The sequence below is a fragment of the Mitsuaria sp. PDC51 genome, assembly GCF_900113225.1.
Taxonomy (GTDB): domain Bacteria; phylum Pseudomonadota; class Gammaproteobacteria; order Burkholderiales; family Burkholderiaceae_C; genus Roseateles.
Genome location: NZ_FOZE01000002.1, coordinates 103,282 through 120,085 on the forward strand (window position 1 = coordinate 103,282; position 16,804 = coordinate 120,085).

The 16,804-nt window shown below is 69.5% G+C and carries 14 protein-coding genes; 6 read left to right on the top strand and 8 right to left on the bottom strand.

Annotated elements, in window-relative coordinates:
• Positions 1-25 precede the first annotated feature (25 nt).
• From urtB to urtE, 4 genes are read left to right on the top strand one after another with little or no spacing between them, the layout of a single operon-like run.
• A complete protein-coding gene (urtB, locus tag BM393_RS11895) occupies positions 26-1,633 on the top strand; it encodes an urea ABC transporter permease subunit UrtB (protein ID WP_091725659.1) in 1,608 nt (535 codons plus the stop codon).
• Positions 1,634-2,926: an urea ABC transporter permease subunit UrtC gene (gene urtC / locus BM393_RS11900; protein ID WP_254783429.1), complete on the top strand. Its 1,293-nt coding sequence runs from the start codon at positions 1,634-1,636 to the stop codon at positions 2,924-2,926.
• Complete coding sequence (urtD, locus tag BM393_RS11905) at positions 2,923-3,759, top strand: urea ABC transporter ATP-binding protein UrtD (protein WP_091725662.1); 837 nt, start codon at positions 2,923-2,925, stop codon at positions 3,757-3,759. The genes urtC and urtD overlap by 4 nt, the downstream gene beginning before the upstream one ends.
• Before the next feature lie 52 nt (positions 3,760-3,811).
• Complete coding sequence (gene urtE, locus BM393_RS11910) at positions 3,812-4,516, top strand: urea ABC transporter ATP-binding subunit UrtE (RefSeq protein ID WP_091731352.1); 705 nt, start codon at positions 3,812-3,814, stop codon at positions 4,514-4,516.
• 66 nt (positions 4,517-4,582) lie between these two features.
• Here the strand turns inward: urtE and BM393_RS11915 are convergent, their stop codons facing one another.
• From BM393_RS11915 to BM393_RS11950, 8 genes are all read right to left on the bottom strand, one after another.
• Positions 4,583-5,776 carry a hypothetical protein gene (locus tag BM393_RS11915; protein ID WP_091725664.1) on the bottom strand — a complete coding sequence of 398 codons (1,194 nt, stop codon included), beginning with the start codon at positions 5,774-5,776 and terminating at the stop codon, positions 4,583-4,585.
• Positions 5,777-5,877: 101 nt separating this feature from the next.
• Entirely contained in the window at positions 5,878-8,382 is a 2,505-nt protein-coding gene (locus tag BM393_RS11920; protein ID WP_091725666.1) for a CS1-pili formation C-terminal domain-containing protein, read from the bottom strand.
• A 50-nt stretch (positions 8,383-8,432) separates the two neighbouring features.
• Entirely contained in the window at positions 8,433-8,924 is a 492-nt protein-coding gene (locus BM393_RS11925; protein WP_091725668.1) for a CS1 type fimbrial major subunit, read from the bottom strand.
• A gap of 51 nt (positions 8,925-8,975) precedes the next feature.
• Entirely contained in the window at positions 8,976-9,734 is a 759-nt protein-coding gene (locus BM393_RS11930; RefSeq protein WP_091725670.1) for a hypothetical protein, read from the bottom strand.
• 625 nt (positions 9,735-10,359) lie between these two features.
• Positions 10,360-11,337: a tripartite tricarboxylate transporter substrate binding protein gene (locus tag BM393_RS11935; protein WP_091725673.1), complete on the bottom strand. Its 978-nt coding sequence runs from the start codon at positions 11,335-11,337 to the stop codon at positions 10,360-10,362.
• A gap of 97 nt (positions 11,338-11,434) precedes the next feature.
• A complete protein-coding gene (locus BM393_RS11940) occupies positions 11,435-12,466 on the bottom strand; it encodes a hydroxymethylglutaryl-CoA lyase (protein WP_091725676.1) in 1,032 nt (343 codons plus the stop codon).
• 10 nt (positions 12,467-12,476) lie between these two features.
• Positions 12,477-13,673 carry a CaiB/BaiF CoA-transferase family protein gene (locus tag BM393_RS11945; protein WP_091725680.1) on the bottom strand — a complete coding sequence of 399 codons (1,197 nt, stop codon included), beginning with the start codon at positions 13,671-13,673 and terminating at the stop codon, positions 12,477-12,479.
• A 133-nt stretch (positions 13,674-13,806) separates the two neighbouring features.
• Positions 13,807-14,697, bottom strand: coding sequence for a LysR substrate-binding domain-containing protein (locus BM393_RS11950; RefSeq protein WP_091725683.1), 891 nt, complete (start codon positions 14,695-14,697; stop codon positions 13,807-13,809).
• A gap of 77 nt (positions 14,698-14,774) precedes the next feature.
• Between BM393_RS11950 and BM393_RS11955 the strand changes: the two genes are divergently transcribed.
• Both BM393_RS11955 and BM393_RS11960 read left to right on the top strand, forming a co-directional pair.
• Positions 14,775-16,235, top strand: coding sequence for an ATP-binding protein (locus BM393_RS11955; protein ID WP_091725686.1), 1,461 nt, complete (start codon positions 14,775-14,777; stop codon positions 16,233-16,235).
• Positions 16,193-16,798, top strand: a complete 606-nt coding sequence (locus tag BM393_RS11960) for a hypothetical protein (RefSeq protein ID WP_141225317.1) — start codon at positions 16,193-16,195, stop codon at positions 16,796-16,798. The genes BM393_RS11955 and BM393_RS11960 overlap by 43 nt, the downstream gene beginning before the upstream one ends.
• The last annotated feature ends 6 nt before the right edge of the window (positions 16,799-16,804 follow it).

A 16,804-nucleotide genomic window follows, 5' to 3' on the forward strand; every position in this document is an offset into this window, starting at 1 on the left:
TGCAGTCCATGGATCGGAGCGCCCGATGAACCTGTTCCTTCGCTGGCTGGCCGCTTGCCTGCCAGCGGCCTTCCTGGCGTTCGCTCCGGCGGCCCATGCGCTGACGCAACCCCAGGCGCTGGCCGTCGCGCAGGGCGAGACCGACGACCGCATCGCCGCGATCGGCCGCCTGGTCGCGGCCCCCGACGACCGGACCGCCCCGCTGCTGCAGGCGCTGGCGGATGAACGCCTCAAGCTCGGTCCCGACCAGCGCGTGCTGATCGCCTCCGAGGCCGGCGTCGTCGATGCCGCGACCGGCGCGGCGGTGACACTGGCCGCCGAGGCCGCGTCCTCCCTCGAGGACGTGATGCTCAACAACCGCCTGCGCGGCGCGCTCGATGGCGCGCTGGCCGCGCTGCGGCTGTCGAGCGCGGACCGCTCCGAGCGCCTCGCCGCCGCGAAGGCCTTGCTCGACGCCGGTGGCGATGAATCACGCGTCGCCCTGCTCGACGTCGCGATCGCCAAGGAACGCGACGACGCCGTCCGTGACGCGCTGACACTGGCCCGCGCCGCCGCGCTCGCCGCGAGCCCCGACGACGCCAAGCGCCTGGACGCCGCGAAGCAGCTCGGCGAATCCCGCAGCCCCGAAACCCGCCTGCTGCTGAACCAGCGGCTCGCCGAGGAGCAGCATCCCGAGGTGAAGCGAGCGCTGCAGCGCTCGCTGCGCGCCGTCGAGGACCGGCTGGCCTGGGGCGAGCGCCTGGGCGCCCTGTTCACCGGCATCAGCCTGGCCAGCATCCTGCTGCTGGTCGCGCTCGGCCTGGCCATCACCTACGGCCTGATGGGCGTGATCAACATGGCGCATGGGGAGCTGATGATGATCGGCGCCTACGCGACCTACCTGGTGCAGGTGGCCTTCCGCCAGTGGGCACCGGCCTGGTTCGACGCCTACCTGCTCGTCGCGATGCCGGCCGCCTTCCTCGCCTCGGCGCTGGTCGGCGCCGCGCTGGAACGCACCGTGATCCGCTGGCTCTACGGCCGCCCGCTCGAAACGCTGCTGGCCACCTGGGGCCTGAGCCTGGTGCTGATGCAGGCGGTGCGCTCGCTCTTCGGCGCGCAGAACGTCGCGGTCGAAAGCCCGTCCTGGATGGGCGGCTCGCTCGCGCTGCTGCCCGGCCTGGCCCTGCCGACCAACCGGCTCGTGATCATCGGCTTCGCGCTGGTGGTGCTGGGCGGCATGTCGCTGCTGATCGCGCGCACGCGGCTGGGGCTCTTCGTCCGCGCCGTCACCCAGAACCGGCCGATCGCCTCCTGCATGGGCGTGCCTACCGCGCGCGTGGACACCTATGCCTTCGCGCTCGGCTCGGGCCTGGCGGGCCTGGCCGGCTGCGCGCTGAGCCAGGTCGGCAACGTCGGCCCGGACCTGGGCCAGAGCTACATCGTCGACGCCTTCATGGTGGTCGTGCTCGGCGGCGTCGGCCAACTGGCGGGCACCGTGCTCGCGGCGCTCGGACTGGGCCTGGCCAACAAGGCGCTCGAAGGCGTCGTCGGCGCGGTGCTGGCCAAGATCGCCGTGCTGCTCTTCATCATCGTCTTCATCCAGAAGCGCCCCCAAGGCCTGTTCGCGGTCAAGGGCCGCGCCCAGGAGACCTGAATGCGCGCCGATCCCGCCGCCCTCGCCATGAGCCTGCCCTCCTCCACCAACCCCGCCGCGCACGACCCGGCGACGGCCCTGCCCGTCGCCGAGGCGCCCCCGGTCGCGGCATCAGGCGCCACGCCCGGGGCCATTCCGCCCTCGGGTGCATCGACCGGATCCGCGTCGCCCTTGCAGCTGCCGCAACGTCCCGCGCTGCTCGGCCGCGCCGGCTGGCTGGCCGTGCTGGCCGCCATGACCGTGGCCTGCGCGCTGCTGCCGGCGCTCAACCTGCTGGTCCCCGCCGACCATCCGCTGCATGTGGACGGCTACTGGATCAGCCTGCTCGGCAAGTTCTGCTGCTACGCGATGTGCGCGCTGGCGATGGACCTGATCTGGGGCTTCGCCGGCATCCTGTCGCTGGGACACGGCCTGTACTTCGCGCTGGGCGGTTATGCGATGGGCATGTACCTGATGCGTCAGATCGGCACCGACGGCCAGTACCGCAGCGCGCTGCCCGACTTCATGGTCTTCCTCGACTGGAAGGAGCTGCCCTGGCACTGGGCGCTCAGCGACAGCTTCCTCGCGACGATGCTGCTGGTCCTGCTGGTGCCGGGCGGCATCGCCTTCGTCTTCGGCTTCTTCGCCTTCCGCTCGCGCATCAAGGGCGTGTACTTCTCGATCATCACGCAGGCGATGACCTACGCGGCGATGCTGCTCTTCTTCCGCAACGAGACCGGCTTCGGCGGCAACAACGGCTTCACCGACTTCAAGCGGCTGCTGGGCCTGTCCATCACGACGCCGGGCATGCGGATGACGCTGTTCGTGCTGAGCGCCGTCGCGCTGATCGGCTGCTACCTCGGCCTGCGCTGGCTGACACGTGCCAAGTTCGGCCGCGTGCTCAGCGCGGTGCGCGACGCCGAGTCGCGGCTGATGTTCTGCGGCTACTCGCCCCTGCCCTACAAGCTGGCCGCCTGGGTGCTGTCGGCGCTGATCTGCGGGTTGGCCGGCGCGCTGTACGTGCCGCAGGTCGGCATCATCAATCCCGGCGAGATGAGCGTCGCCAACTCGATCGAGATCGCCGTGTGGGCGGCGGTCGGCGGCCGCGGCACGCTCGCCGGCCCGATCGCCGGCGCCTTCGCGGTCAACGGCGCGAAGAGCTGGCTGACGCAGTTCGCGCCGGAGTACTGGCTCTACCTGCTGGGCGCGCTCTTCGTCGCGGTCACGCTCTTCATGCCCGATGGCATCGCGGGCCTGCTCAAGCGCAAGTTCGGCGCGAAGTCCGCCGGCAAGACCGGGGAGGCCACGGCATGAGCCCCGACCTGCTCGAGCAAGGCGGCGAGCGCCTGCGCGCCGCCAGCGGCCCCGGCTACGGCCGCGTGGTGCGGCCCGGCGAACTGGACCTGGCGCATGGCCGCATCCTGTACCTGGAAGACGTGCACGTCAGCTTCGACGGCTTCCGCGCGATCAACGGCCTGTCGCTGGACATCGCACCCGGCGAGCTGCGCTGCATCATCGGCCCCAATGGCGCGGGCAAGACCACGATGATGGACATCATCACCGGCAAGACGCGGCCGGACCGCGGCACCGTCTTCTTCGGCGGCACCATCGACCTGCTGCGCCACAGCGAGGCCGAGATCGCGCAACTGGGCATCGGTCGCAAGTTCCAGCGGCCGACGGTCTTCGAGGCGCTCAGCGTGTCCGAGAACCTGGAGCTCGCGCTGCAGGGATCGCGGGCGCTGCGCGCCTCGCTGTGGGGCGTGCTCAGCGGCGCGCAGAAGGACCGGCTCGCCGAGGTGCTGACGCTGATCCGCCTGCAGGACCAGATGACGCGCGCCGCCGGGCTGCTGAGCCACGGCCAGAAGCAATGGCTGGAGATCGGCATGCTGCTGGTGCAGGACCCCAAGCTGCTGCTGCTGGACGAGCCGGTGGCCGGCATGACCGACCAGGAAACCGAGCGCACCGCCGAGCTGATCCTGACGCTGAAGGGGCGGCACAGCCTCATCGTCGTGGAGCACGACATGGGCTTCGTCGACCGCATCGCGGAGAAGGTGACGGTGCTGGCGGAGGGCTCGGTGCTCGCCGAGGGCACGCTGGCGCAGGTGCAAGCGGATGAACGCGTGATCGAGGTGTACCTTGGACGTTGAGCTTCAAGACCGGACCACGGCGGTGTCCGCCGCCGACGCGGCGCCCGCGCCGATGCTCGAGGCGCGCGGCCTCCACCAGTACTACGGCGGCTCGCACATCCTGCGCGATGTGTCGGTGAGCGCGACGCCGGGGCGCATCACGGTGCTGCTCGGCCGCAATGGCGTGGGCAAGACCAGCCTGCTCAAGAGCTTGATGGGCCTGGTGCCGATCCGTGCCGGCAGCGTGTCGCTGGCGGGCAGGGACATCTCGCACGCCACGCCCTACCAGCGCGCGCGCGCGGGCATCGGCTACGTGCCGCAGGGGCGGGAGATCTTCGCCCGGCTGACCGTCGAGGAGAACCTGCGCATGGGCCTGGCGAGCAAGCCTGGCGGCACGCCGGTGCCGGAACACCTGTACGCGCTGTTCCCGGTGCTCAAGCAGATGCTCAAGCGCCGCGGCGGCGACCTGTCGGGCGGTCAGCAGCAGCAGCTCGCGATCGCGCGGGCGCTGGCGGCGTCGCCGCGGCTGCTGATCCTGGACGAGCCCACCGAGGGCATCCAGCCGAGCATCATCAAGGACATCGGGCGGGTGATCCGGCGGCTGGCCGACGAAGGCCTGGACGGCCATCCGGTCGCGATCCTGCTGTGCGAGCAGTACTACGACTTCGCCGCCGAGCTGGCCGACGAGTTCCTGGTGCTGGAGCGCGGCAGCGTGATCGCGCGCGGGAGCAACGCGGACATGCAGACGCCGGAGATCCGGGGGCTGGTGGCGATCTGAGCCGCAATCAGCACTCGAGTGCTCGAGACGATCGCCACGGCGGCGAGATGCGGTGGCCGAGCGGCCTCAATTGGTCTGCACGTCGAAGGTCATCGTGAACACGTCGCTGTACCGGGTGCCCGGGTACTTCACCATCTCCCGCACGCTGTCGCCTCCCGCTTCGACATGCAGGCGCGCCTGCACGCCGTTGACATAACCGACGGCCGGTCTCAGGCGCCGCACTTTGTCGGGCAACAGTTCCAGGCGCGCGGCGCTATCGCCACTCGCGGTGATGATCCCGGGGATGGTCAGGAACACTCCATAGGGCACGCGGCTGCCGGCACTGTTGCTCAACAGACAACGGTCGCCCATCGCTGACGCGCAGCTGAGCGTGACCGTGAATGGCGCGCCCACGCTGATCTGGAACCCCTTGTCGCGTCGCAGCGCGGGCGGCGCTTCGCCGCCCGCCAGCCAAGCCCCCCATCCCGACGGCGGCTCCAGCACCGCGGTCCGGTCCTCCACGGGCAGCACCAGCTGGAAGTCGTGCTTCACGGTCAACTCGAAATCAATGTCGATCTGGGACTTGGCCGTACTCGCGCTCGTGCCGAAGGAGAAGTCTCCGCCAGCGCCCACCGTGTAGCGCAGGGACCCCCTATAGACACCGTTCTGCATCCGCAGTGGATCCGGCGCAACAAGTTCGTATCCGATCGACATCCGTGGGGCGAGCATCGTCAGTTCTCCCGGCGCCAGGTCCCGCGTCGGCTTCTTGGTGCAACCGAGCCGCTGCACGGCGGGCGGCGTGTACCACATGAACATGTAGGCTCCCTGACCGAGCGAACTGAGCCCGGAGCCGCCGCACGGCGGTGGCGCATAGACCCACGTCCCGGTGTCCCAGAGCTTCGCGTGCTCGGCCTGGGATTGGATCACCGTGATGGTGGAGACGTTATAGGTGGTTGAGAACGCGCTGACGCGGAACTTGACCGTCGCTCGCTCGCCGGACGTCTGGTTCTGCACCTCGACCTCCCTGAACTCGCTGGGCACGCGCAGCTGGACAGCGTCCTCATCCGCGGCATTGGACGCAATGGCGCCATACCGGACAGCGCCGATCGGCAAAAAGATGCTGAATTGCCCGTTGGGGCAGTACGCGGGATGGACCGCACAGTAGCCCGACTTCGGCGTGGTGTTGGTGAACTCGGTGCGGGTCGGATCGAAAGCCGTGGGTTTGAACTCCGCGGTGATGGTCATGTCCGCGGCGTGGGCGCCCAGGCTGAATGTCAGCATCGCACTTGCAGCCAAGGTTCGAGTCGCACGCCAAGCGACATCGCGATGGCCGAGCGGCGAGAGGCGTCCGCATATCCACGAGGTGAGAGAGGGAAGGAAAGTCATCGGGAAGAGCCTTCTGCGGGCAGCGCGGCCACTCTGGGAGATGGATGGTCCGGGCGGTCGGCGGGGCAGGACAGGTCGCCGAGCATCAGCACGTCCCCTTCCCGATGACCCACTCCCGGGTCGAGCGTGATGTCGCACTCCCCCAGCTCGGCATGTCTCACCTTGATCTGGGGATGGTGTTCGCTTACCTCGAGGGCGAACAGCCCGTCGGCCTCGGTGACGGCATGGCCTGCATGATTGACGACGCGGCCGCCGCTCAGCGGCTCCCCGTCGTCATCGAGCAGCCGCCCGATCACGGTCACCGTCTTCATGACGCGGATGACCTGATGGTCAACGCCTCCCTTGTTCAGGTGGTACGACACCACGGATGGCTGGACGACCGCCGAGGGTGCAGCGGTGGCGTCGAAGTCGAACTGGAGCTTGCCTTCGCGATACGCCGTCACGGGCACGAAGTTCCTTCCCGGCCGCAGCACCACGCTGCCACCATGGATATCGTGCGCACGGATTTCCGCACCGGGCAGATCGGTGTTGACGTCCACGATCACGCCGGCCTCCGCCGTGCCCGTCAGTGGCTGGCCCGACATCGCCAAGCCGCCACCGCCGAGAGCCATCGCGCTATAAAGGTTCGCTCCGCCCGTCCAGCCCCCGTTGAGCGAAGAGCGCTGCATGAAGGCATCGCCGGCGAAGCGCTCGTGCTGCATCTGCGCAATCCCGTTCAAACCGATACCATGACGGTCCATGGTGACACCGCCACCGACCTGGTTGAGGAGCGAGTGATTCAGTTGCTGACGAGCGCTGAAGGCGGCATAACGGTCCCGTTCCCCAGTCTGCGCGGACCTCATGCCTGCGCTGAAGCCGTAACCCCGAACGCCACCGCCGAGCGCCAGGCTCAAACTCAGGTTCACGCCGCGGTCCCGCCGCACTGCGGATAGCCCGGCGGGTCGATCAAACACCGCGAACCCAACGGAGGCATCGTTGCCGAACAGCTTGCGCTGATGCGTCAGGCTGAGATCGATGCCCGTGCCGGCCCGCACCCCGCCCCCTTCGTTGTGGACGGCGTGCGCCGACAGGTAGGTTCGCGCATCCCAGCGATGCGCCCACGTGATCGTCCCGTTGCGTTGACGTTGGTGACTGCCGGGTGATGTCGCGACGCGCGATCGACCGTCGGCGCCAAAACCTACGGACACTGTGCCTTCCCGGTAGAAGAGCAGCACCTGTGCATCGAAGCCCAGACCGACCCGTGTTCCATGGGAAGCGCCGAGGTAGATCTTGCTGACTTCACTCGCGGACCAGTCGAGCGACGCGCCTAGCGACCTGCGGCTGCCGACCTGTTGCAACGCGGTGCCGACGATCAGGCGAGGGTGCGCCAAGTAGTTGAGCAACATGCCCGTTGCGAGGTCGCCGGTCGCCCTGGAATCGCTGCCGAAGAGGCTCCGCTGCTGTCCCGCGTATACCGCATAGCGCCATCGCTGCTCAATGTCGCCCCACTCCGAAGGCTTGTAGACCAGTTCATTGCGCGCCGACACGAGTTGACCATCCTCGACGAGGCGGACTTCCACCTCGTAGATGCCACTCGGCAGATTTCGCGTATTGATCGTCTGCAGTCCGACATCGACCGACTGCGCATAGAGCAGCACGCCGTCGCGAAAAACCTCCACGACGCCGGGGCGGGTTGGGGTGATGTGCAGCGGCACCATGCTTGGCGTCGATCCGCCGACGCGCAAGGCGTCAGACGAACCCGCCATCACGCCCATGATGGTGTCCGACAGGCCGCCCGACAGGCGCGGCATGCGAACCCGGCCCGGTGCATCCGGAGTGAAACCGCCGACTCGCAGGAAGCGGCCCGCCGTCTCCCGTTGCGCATACAAGCGAGGAACGAGATGCCGTTCGCGCCGGGACTCATCGACGCTTTGCGCCCCGAGCAACGTGCCGACCGCAGTCCATTGCCCGACACTGCCGATCAGGTCCACGGTGTAACGCGCCGCCAGTTTCGTGTCCGAGCCGCCGGCGATGTTCAGCGCGTTGTGAACGATCAGTCCCGCGCCGCCCCGCTCAGGAAGGCGGTAGTGCCGCGCCGGCGACGTCCTGTGCTCGGCCGCGGACGTCGCGATCAACAGCGTGGAGGTCTGCAAGTCGTAATGGAGCGCAACGACACCGTCGCATTCGAGCGCGCACGGGCCCAGGGGACGGGTTCTGCTCAGCGCCTGCAGCCATCGCGCGAGTTCGCCGCCGGAGACGGCGCTGCCCTGCTCCATCCACTCGATCAGTTGCACTTCGCCATCCCGGGTGAGCACGCCCATGGCGTCGGACAGGAAGACGCCGTCAATCTCTATCCGCATCGCGCGAGGCAGACCGAAGAACTGGTCCTTGAAGTCGGGAGGAAGGTGGGCCACCTGCGCGACCAGCGAGAGATCGCTCGGCTTGGGCGCCGCGTTGATGCCGAGGCAAGCCAGCGACATCACGGCGGCGAGCGGGATCGCGAACCGTTCAGCGTGTTTCATTGGGGAAAGCGGCAGAAGTGAAAAAGGGGCGCCGCGGCGCCCCGCCTCGATCAGATCGAGGAATCGAACACCAGGGCGACCTGGCCGTTGTAGACGCCAGGCGCCGGGGTGCCGGTCACCTTGGGCGCCAGGGTCAGACTGACCCGTTGCCCGGCTGCCGCCTTGTCCTTGTCGAGGATGACGGCGGCCTGAGCGTTGCCGACGTTCACCGCCTGGTCGTTGACGGTGACATCGATGCCGATCTTGCTGGAGGCAGCGCCGGTCAGTTCGGCCGCTTTCATCAGATAGGCCTTGATCGGACCGATGGTGCTTTTCATCTCCAGGGTGCGGCTCATCGTCTGCAGGCTGCCGTTGGTGTAGGCGAAGGTCTGCACCTCCGAGGGGTTCCATCCCGGCGAGGCCGTGACATAGAACGTCGCCGTCGGAATGTCCGCGGCCACCGAGACCGAGAAGTCCTTGACCTCCGCCAAAGCGGCGCCGGAGGCGGCAGCGAGCGTCGCGGCGGCCAGACCGGCCTTGAAGGTGCGGGAAAGATTGAGCATTCGTATCTCCAGATCAAACAGTTGAAAGTGAACAAACACGGGCGGGCGAACTCACCAGAAGTGCATTTCGCGCCGCTCGTCTCCCTCCAAGAGAGTGAACAGAACCCCATGGCCGGACTGCTTCTCCAGTTCCAGCCGACCACCGGGTCTGACATGCCGCACCGAGGGAGCGGTGCAGTTTTCTTTTGACGCGTCGCAGACGGTCAGCGCATCCAGCACCACGGTGCTGTTGCCCTCGTTGCGAAGGACGACGCGGTCCTCCCCCTGATCGACGCGGGTGTCGAAACGAGGGGTATCGGGGCGGACGATGACGATGCCGCCATAGCCCGTGAGGATGCTCACGCCCGCCGCGAGCGGCGCGCGAATGCGCTCGCGCTCCTCGTCGCCCAGCAGGAACTCGTCGCCGGCTTCGGGGAGCACCGGGACGAAGCGGACGCGGTAGTGGCGCTCCTTGTCGCGCGTCCCCCGGAACAGCAGCCGTGTGGACTGAATGCCGCCGGCCGGCACGATCAGGCGCGCGGGACTTGCGATGAGCCCGACGCCGATGCCCGCGCTCAAGCGCCGTGTATCGACCGGATGCTCCGTGGTTGCGCCTGCCTCGCCATATTCGATCTCGCTGACGCTGATGCGGACGAAAGCCGTCGTATCGCCGCTGTTCCGCACCTGCTTGAGGAGGGTGCTGCGGGACGGGCCCAGGTAGTCGAACATTGTTCCGATGCTGATGGACGGCGCAGCCTGCGCAACGGTCGTCAGCACGGCAAACGCCGATGCGATCGCCAGCCGGCGGGAGAGATCACGAATGAAGGGCATATGCGCTCCGGAAGAGTTACCCGTTCGCGAGCCCCTTGCCTTTCCCGCTCAACGGCGGTGTCGGCGATCAGAGAGGGGTGCGACGACAGGCACGTCAGTCCCCGGTGCCAGTGATGGGTTCCTCCGCGTCGAGTGCCCGCCTCTGACATTCGTCAAGAGCGTCCCCTTCACCGATCCCCAGCCTTCCTTGAAACATTCCCGGCACGGCGCAATGCGCAATGGTTCACGCACGCGAGGCATGAGCACGGAATCCGCTCCCGCGGATGGGATTGAGCGCGCGTCCGCCTCCGGCTTACGCATCGTCCCCGGGGGACGAAGTTTTCGATCAAGTCAATATCGCGCCGAGCGCTTGCTCATGCAGTTCGCCGCGCCGCACGGCGGTGCTACCGCAAAGACTGGCTAGCTGCCGCCGAGCCCTCGAAGGGCTGTCGCAGTGACGGTCGCGGTCGCTTGCATAGCCCAGGCGGATGAAATCCGAGGGCGCGCGGCCGGCGCCTGGGTAAGGCCGACACGTCAGATGTGGAACGTCCTGGCGACGTCGGCAGGGTCGGTCAGGCTGCGCCTTCACAGGGCAGTCCCGACGGCCCCGCATGAGGGGCGGCGCGCGGCTTGAAGCGACGTCTGCTCAGTCCGCCTGGATCTTGGCCGAGCCGATCACCTTGCCCCAGCGCTGGAACTCGGCGTCGCTGTGCGCCTGCAACTGCTGCGGATTCATGTAGTCCGCCGTCGCGCCGAGCTCGGCGGCCTTCTTCTTGAACTCGGGCGTGGCCATGATCTTCTGGATCTCGGCGGTCAGCTTGTCGACGACCGCCTGCGGCGTCTTCGCCGGCGCGAACACGGCGAACCACGAACCGGCGTCCAGCTGGGGCAGTCCGGCCTGGGTCGCGGTCGGCACGTCGGGCAGCGAGCTCAGGCGCTCCTTGCCGGTCACGGCCACCGCGCGCAGCTTGCCCGACGCGATGAAGGGCATGAACGGCGGCGGCGTGCCGAAGGTGAGGTCGACCTGGCCGCCCAGCAGGTCCTGCAGCGCCGGGCCGGTGCCCTTGTAGGGGACGTGGATCATCTGGATGCCGGCCTGCTGTTCCAGCATCACGCCGGTCACGTGCTGCAGCGACCCATTGCCCGAGGAGGCGAAGGACAGCTTGCCGGGGTTCTTCTTCGCGTGGGCGACCAGCTCGGCCACGGTCTTCACCGGCACGCCCTCGCGCACGACGATCAACTGCGGCGCGGTCAGCACGTTGGCCACGGGACGCAGGTCCTTCAGGTCCCAGGCGGCCTTCTGGATGTGCGGCGTGATCACGTGATAGCCGGAGTACTGCATCAGGATCGTGTAGCCGTCCGGCTCCGCGCGCTTGGTCGCGACGGCCGCGAGCGCGCCGCTCGCACCTGAGCGGTTGTCGACGACCACCGTCTGGCCCAGCGCCTTGCCCAGCGGCTCGGCGAGCATGCGCGCGGCGATGTCCGTCGTGCCGCCCGGCGCGGCGCCGACCAGCATCGTGATCGGCTTGTTGGGATACGGCGCCTGGGCCTGCGCGGCCTGCAAGGGCACCAGCAGCGCGGCGGCGATGGCAACCGCGGTGACGCGGCGGCGGGTCGGGTTCATGGCTTGTCTCCAGAAAGGGCCGCTCGTGGCGGCGTTGTCGTTGGGATCGAAAGAAGCTGGGCAACGCGTGGGCGGGCGCCCCGGGGCCACCGTGCCGTCAGGCGTCGCGGGCCAGCGCGCGCTCGCGGATCGCCTCGAAATCGCGCGGCCGCGGATGCAGGTCGAGCCGGCGCCCGGCGCTGACGATCTGGCTCGGCACCGCGTGGCCGATCAGCGCCGGCAGGCGCCTGGCCGCGGCGATCAGGCGCGGCAGGTCCACGCCGGTGTCGCAGCCCATGCACTGCAGCGCATGCACGATCTCCTCGGTGCAGACGTTGCCGGTCGCGCCCGGCGCGTAGGGACAGCCGCCCAGCCCGCCCAGCGACGCGTCGAAGCGGTCCGCGCCTGCGTCCATCGCGGCGATCACGTTGGCCAGGCCCATGCCGCGCGTGTTGTGGAAGTGCAGCGTCAACTCGGTGGCGGGCCAGCGCTCGCGGAAGGCCCGCACCAGCGCGACGACCTGCGTCGGGTACGCCATGCCGGTGGTGTCGCACAGCGTCACGCCGCGCGCGCCGAGCTGCTCGATGAAATGGCCGCACCAGCCCAGCACCGTCTGGACCGGCACGTCGCCCTCCATCGGGCAACCGAAGGCGCAGGACAGCGACACGTTCACCGCGGTCCCGGCCCGATGCGCCATCGCGGCGACCTCGGCCAGCCCGGCGAAGGACTGCGCGCGCGTCATGCGCAGGTTGGCCAGGTTGTGGCTCTCGCTGGCGGACATCACCAGGTTGAGCTCGTCGGCGCGCGCCTCGATCGCGCGCTCGGCGCCGCGGACGTTGGGCACCAGCACCGTGTAGACCACGCCCGGCCGGCGGGTGATGCCGCGCATCACCTCGGACGCGTCGGCGAGCACTGGAATGGCCTTGGGCGAGACGAAGGCGGTGACCTCGATCTTGGCCAGGCCCGCCTCGGACAGCGCGTCGACCAGCGCGATCTTGTCGGCCGTGGGCACGAAGACGGCCTCGGCCTGCAGGCCGTCGCGGGTGCCGACGTCCTGCATGAAGACGCGACGCCCGGCGCCGGTCCAGACATCGGACGGTGAGCGCGGCACACCCGTGCCGGTGGAGGCGGAAGCGTTGGAAGCGGTCATGGGGGCGCCCTCAGGAAACGATCTTGCGCTCACGCAATGCGGCGATCTGCTCGGCGGTGAGGCCGATCTCGCGCAGCACCTCGTCGGTGTCGCCGCCCAGCCGCGGCGCGGCGCGGCGCACCGCGCCGGGCGTGCCCATCAGCTTGGGCACGATGCCCGGCACGTCGATCTCATGACCGTCGCGGGTGGGCTGGCGCAGGATCATGTCGCGGGCCCGGAAGTGCGGGTCCTCGACGATGTCCTTGGCGGTGTAGACGCGGCCCGCGGGCACGCTGGCCTCGGCCAGCGGCGCCAGCACCTGCTCGACGGTGCGCGTCGCTGCCCAGGCGCCGATCGCGGCGTCGATCTCCTCGACGCGCGCGACGCGGCCGGCGTTGTTGGCCAGCGCCTCGTCCCGGGCCAGATCCTCGCGGCCGATCACCTGCATCAGCCGCTTGAAGATCGAATCGCCATTGCCGGCGATCAGCACGACGCCATCGGCGCAGGCATAGGCATTGGACGGCGCGATGCCTGGCAGCGCCGAGCCCGCCGGGCCGCGCACGGCGCCGAAGGCGCTGTACTCGGGGATCAGGCTCTCCATCACGTTGAGGACCGCCTCGGTCAGGGCCACGTCGATGACCTGGCCGCGGCCGCCATTGACCTTGCGGTGGTACAGCGCCGTCAGGACCCCGATCGTGCCGTGCAGCGCGGCCAGCGTGTCGCCGATCGAGATGCCGCAGCGCACCGGCACGCGGCCGGGTTCACCGGTCAGGTGGCGCAGGCCGCCCATCGCCTCGCCGATCATCCCGAAGCCGGGCAGGTCGCGGTACGGGCCGGTCTGGCCGTAGCCGCTGATGCGCAACATGATCAGGCCCGGGTTGGTCTTCGCGAGGTCCTCGTAGGACATGCCCCAGCCCTCGAGCGTGCCGGGGCGGAAGTTTTCGATCAGCACGTCGGCCTCGGCGATCAGCTGCCGGGCGATATCCTGGCCGTCCGCCTGGCGCAGGTCGAGCGCGATCGAGCGCTTGTTGCGCGACTGGACCTGCCACCACACCGAGGTGCCGTCCTGGATCATTCGCCAGTTGCGCAGCGGGTCGCCGCTGCCGGGGGCCTCGATCTTCACCACATCGGCGCCGAAATCGCCCAGCGTCTTGCCGGCGAACGGGCCGGCGATCAACTGGCCCATCTCGACGACGCGCAATCCTTGCAGCGCCTGCAGTCCTTCCATGGCTCGTGCCCTCCTGGTCCTGGTGATGGAGGCGCATTCTGGGAATGCACGCCCCTGAGCGGAAGGCGGGAGTCGCGGCGGCTGCTTTCGCGGGTCGCGAAAGCGGACCGGGGTTCACCCTCGGGCGAGGGTCTCAGGAACAGAGATGGTCGATGAACACGCGCACATGGCGCGGCAAGCCGTCGAGGTCACGCACGCCGATCAGCAGCCGGCGATCGGACCAGGGCTCGTCGAGCGCGACGCGGCGCAGGTCCAGCGGCTTGAGCAGCGGCTCGACCGCCACGTCCGGCAGCACCGCGATGCCCATGCCCGCCGCCACCATCCGGCACATCGCGTCGAAGCTGCGGACCTGGATGCGGTTCTTCAGGCGCCGGCCCAGGGTTTCGGTCTCCATCTCCAGCCGCTTGTGCAGCGAGGTGGCCTTGGCCAGCGTCACGAAGTCGTACTCGACCGCCTGCGCCCAGCGCACCGCCTTGCGGCGGGCCAGCGGATGGCCGGCCGGCGCCACCAGCACCAGCCGGTCCTGGCGGTAGTTCAGGACATGCAGCCCGAGCGCCGGCGTGCGGTCCGCGAAGATGCCCAGGTCGGCGCGGCCATCGAGCACGGCCACCACGATCTCGTGGCTGTCCGCCTCCTCCAGCTCGATGCGGATGCGCGGGTTGTCGCGCACGAAACCCGAGACCTGCGCCGGCAGGAACTGCGTCACCGCCGAGGTGTTGGCCCACAGCCGCACCACGCCGGTCAGGCCCGACGCGTAGTCCGACAGGTCGGCCGTCATCTGGTCCACGTCGCTGAGGATGCGCTGCGCATGGCGCTGCAGCGCCAGCCCGGCCTCGGTCAGGGAAACGCCGCGCGAGTGCCGCTCCAGCAGCGTCGTGCCCAGCGCGTGTTCCAGGTCGCTCAAGCGCTTGCTGGCCGCGCCGACCGCCAGCGCGGCCAGCGCCGCGGCCCGGCTGATGCTGCCGGTGCGCGCCACCAGGGCGAAGAGCGACAGCGAGACGAGATCGACGCGATGCAGGTTCATGGCCGCCGGAGTATCCATCCGTATCCGCCGCCCCGGCTGGCGCGGGGAGCGCGGGGCCGCCGCTAACATGCCGGCCGATGTTCAGCCTCCACCACATGTCCTTCCGCCAGATGCTGCTGATCGGCTTCCTGTCGATCGCGGGCCTGCTCGCCGCCGCGTCGCTGGGCGGACTGCTGACGCTGGAGCGGCTGACGATGCAGAGCCGCGAGGCCGTCGTGCGCGCCGCCCGCATGAGCGGCCAGGTGCAGCAGCTCGGCGATCGCGGCGTCAGCATGGAGCGCGCCGCGCGCCAGTACGCGGTGCTGGAGGACCAGGCGCTGCGCAGGCGCTTCGAGGAGGATGCCGACGATGCCGAGCATGTGCTGGGCCTGCTGCGCGCGCAGGGGCTGACGCCGGCGCCGCTGGAGGCGTGGAAAGCCAAGCTCGACGAGATCCGCGCGCTGATGGACAGCCCGCGCGCCCTCCCCGCCAACGCGCGCAGGCGCGAGACCGAGCTGATGACGCGTTTCCGCGAGCTCGGCGGCCTGACCGGCGGCCTGGCCGAGGACGTCCGCCGCCATGCCGAGACCAGCAACCGCGTGCTGCAGGACAAGCTCGAGAACGGCCGCGTGCTGCTCGGTCAGCAGGTCCTCGGCGCGATCGCCGTGGCGGCGCTGCTGTCGCTGGTGTTCGGCATCTTCCTGACCCGCCCGCTGCGCCGCCTGGAGCGCGCCATCGCCGGCCTGGGCGAGAACCGCCTGGACGACCGCATCGAGATCCCCGGCCCGGCCGACCTGCGCTCGCTGGGCCAGCGGCTGGACTGGCTGCGCCTGCGGCTGGCCGAGCTCGATGCCGACAAGGCGCGTTTCCTGCGGCATGTCTCGCATGAGCTCAAGACGCCGCTGGCCGCGCTGCGCGAGGGCACCGCGCTGCTCGAGGACGAGGTCGCCGGGCCGCTGAACGACAAGCAGAAGGAAGTCGCCCGCATCCTGCGCGACAACACCGCCGTGCTGCAGCGCCAGATCGAGGACCTGCTGCGCTTCAATGCCGCGGCCTTCGAGGCCCGCGACCTCAAGCCGCAGCGCACCGAGCTGGTGTCCCTGATCCAGGGCACGATCGACCACCAGCGCCTGCAGTGGCAGGCACGCGGATTGCAAGTGCGCCTGTCCGGCGGCCCGCTCGAAGCGGAGGTCGACCCGGCCAAGATCGCGGCCGCGGTCGGCAACCTGCTCTCCAATGCGATACGCTTCGCCCCGCCCGGCGGCCACGTCGACATCGACCTCGCGCGCCAGGGCGGCCAGCTCACCATCGACTTGCGCGACGACGGCCCGGGCGTCGCGCCGGCGGACCAGGCCCGCATCTTCGAGCCCTTCTATCGCGGCGAGCGCCAGCCCGACGATGCCCTCAAGGGCACCGGCATCGGCCTGTCCATCGTCACCGAATACATCGCCGCCCATGGCGGTCACATCGACCTGCTGCCCGCCGACCAGGGCGCACATTTCAGAATCACGCTGCCATGCGCCCACACGCCACGGTCCCTGAAGTCCCTCACCGCCTGACCGCGCGGCCACCCGTCCCGCTTGCCGCCGTCGCCGCGGTGGCGGTGGCCCTGCTCGCGGCGGGCTGCGCGCAGCAGCCGCCCCGCACCATCGTCAAGGAGGTCCGCGTCGAGGTGCCGGTGCAGGTGCCCGTCGTGGCGCCCACCGACAACGCGGCGCGCATCGTGCTCAATGCCAACGACCGCCTTCGCCAGCTCAGCCCGCTCGAGCTGGGCCAGGAAGTCGCGCCGCGCGACGATGCCACGCTGCCGCCCGGCAACGCGGTGCAGCTGGCGCTGGCGCTGATGTTCAGCCACAACAACGGCGAAACCTTCCGCGCCCAGACCCTGCTCGACCAGGTGCTGCGCGACGCCCGGCCCGAGGCCAACGAATGGCGCCCCATCGCCCAGTTCCTCGCCGACCGCGTCGCCGAGCAGCGGCGCATGGAAGGCGAGCTCGAGAAAACCAAGCAGGTCCGCGACGACCTGCAACGGCGGCTCGACGAAGCCAACCGCAAGCTCGAGGCGCTCAAGGCGATCGAACGCAGCCTCGGTGGGCCGCGTTCGGCGCTCGACAAGCCATGAGCGAAG

Coding starts and splice junctions, on each gene's coding strand:
- BM393_RS11940 (WP_091725676.1), bottom strand. CDS start 12,466: ATGACCGCTTCCAACGCTTCCGCCTCCACCGGCACGGGTGTGCCGCGC.
- BM393_RS11930 (WP_091725670.1), bottom strand. CDS start 9,734: ATGCCCTTCATTCGTGATCTCTCCCGCCGGCTGGCGATCGCATCGGCG.
- urtE (WP_091731352.1), top strand. CDS start 3,812: ATGCTCGAGGCGCGCGGCCTCCACCAGTACTACGGCGGCTCGCACATC.
- BM393_RS11945 (WP_091725680.1), bottom strand. CDS start 13,673: ATGGAAGGACTGCAGGCGCTGCAAGGATTGCGCGTCGTCGAGATGGGC.
- urtB (WP_091725659.1), top strand. CDS start 26: ATGAACCTGTTCCTTCGCTGGCTGGCCGCTTGCCTGCCAGCGGCCTTC.
- BM393_RS11960 (WP_141225317.1), top strand. CDS start 16,193: ATGCGCCCACACGCCACGGTCCCTGAAGTCCCTCACCGCCTGACCGCG.
- BM393_RS11935 (WP_091725673.1), bottom strand. CDS start 11,337: ATGAACCCGACCCGCCGCCGCGTCACCGCGGTTGCCATCGCCGCCGCG.
- BM393_RS11915 (WP_091725664.1), bottom strand. CDS start 5,776: ATGCTGACATTCAGCCTGGGCGCCCACGCCGCGGACATGACCATCACC.
- BM393_RS11955 (WP_091725686.1), top strand. CDS start 14,775: ATGTTCAGCCTCCACCACATGTCCTTCCGCCAGATGCTGCTGATCGGC.
- BM393_RS11950 (WP_091725683.1), bottom strand. CDS start 14,697: ATGAACCTGCATCGCGTCGATCTCGTCTCGCTGTCGCTCTTCGCCCTG.
- BM393_RS11920 (WP_091725666.1), bottom strand. CDS start 8,382: ATGAAACACGCTGAACGGTTCGCGATCCCGCTCGCCGCCGTGATGTCG.
- urtC (WP_254783429.1), top strand. CDS start 1,634: ATGCGCGCCGATCCCGCCGCCCTCGCCATGAGCCTGCCCTCCTCCACC.
- urtD (WP_091725662.1), top strand. CDS start 2,923: ATGAGCCCCGACCTGCTCGAGCAAGGCGGCGAGCGCCTGCGCGCCGCC.
- BM393_RS11925 (WP_091725668.1), bottom strand. CDS start 8,924: ATGCTCAATCTTTCCCGCACCTTCAAGGCCGGTCTGGCCGCCGCGACG.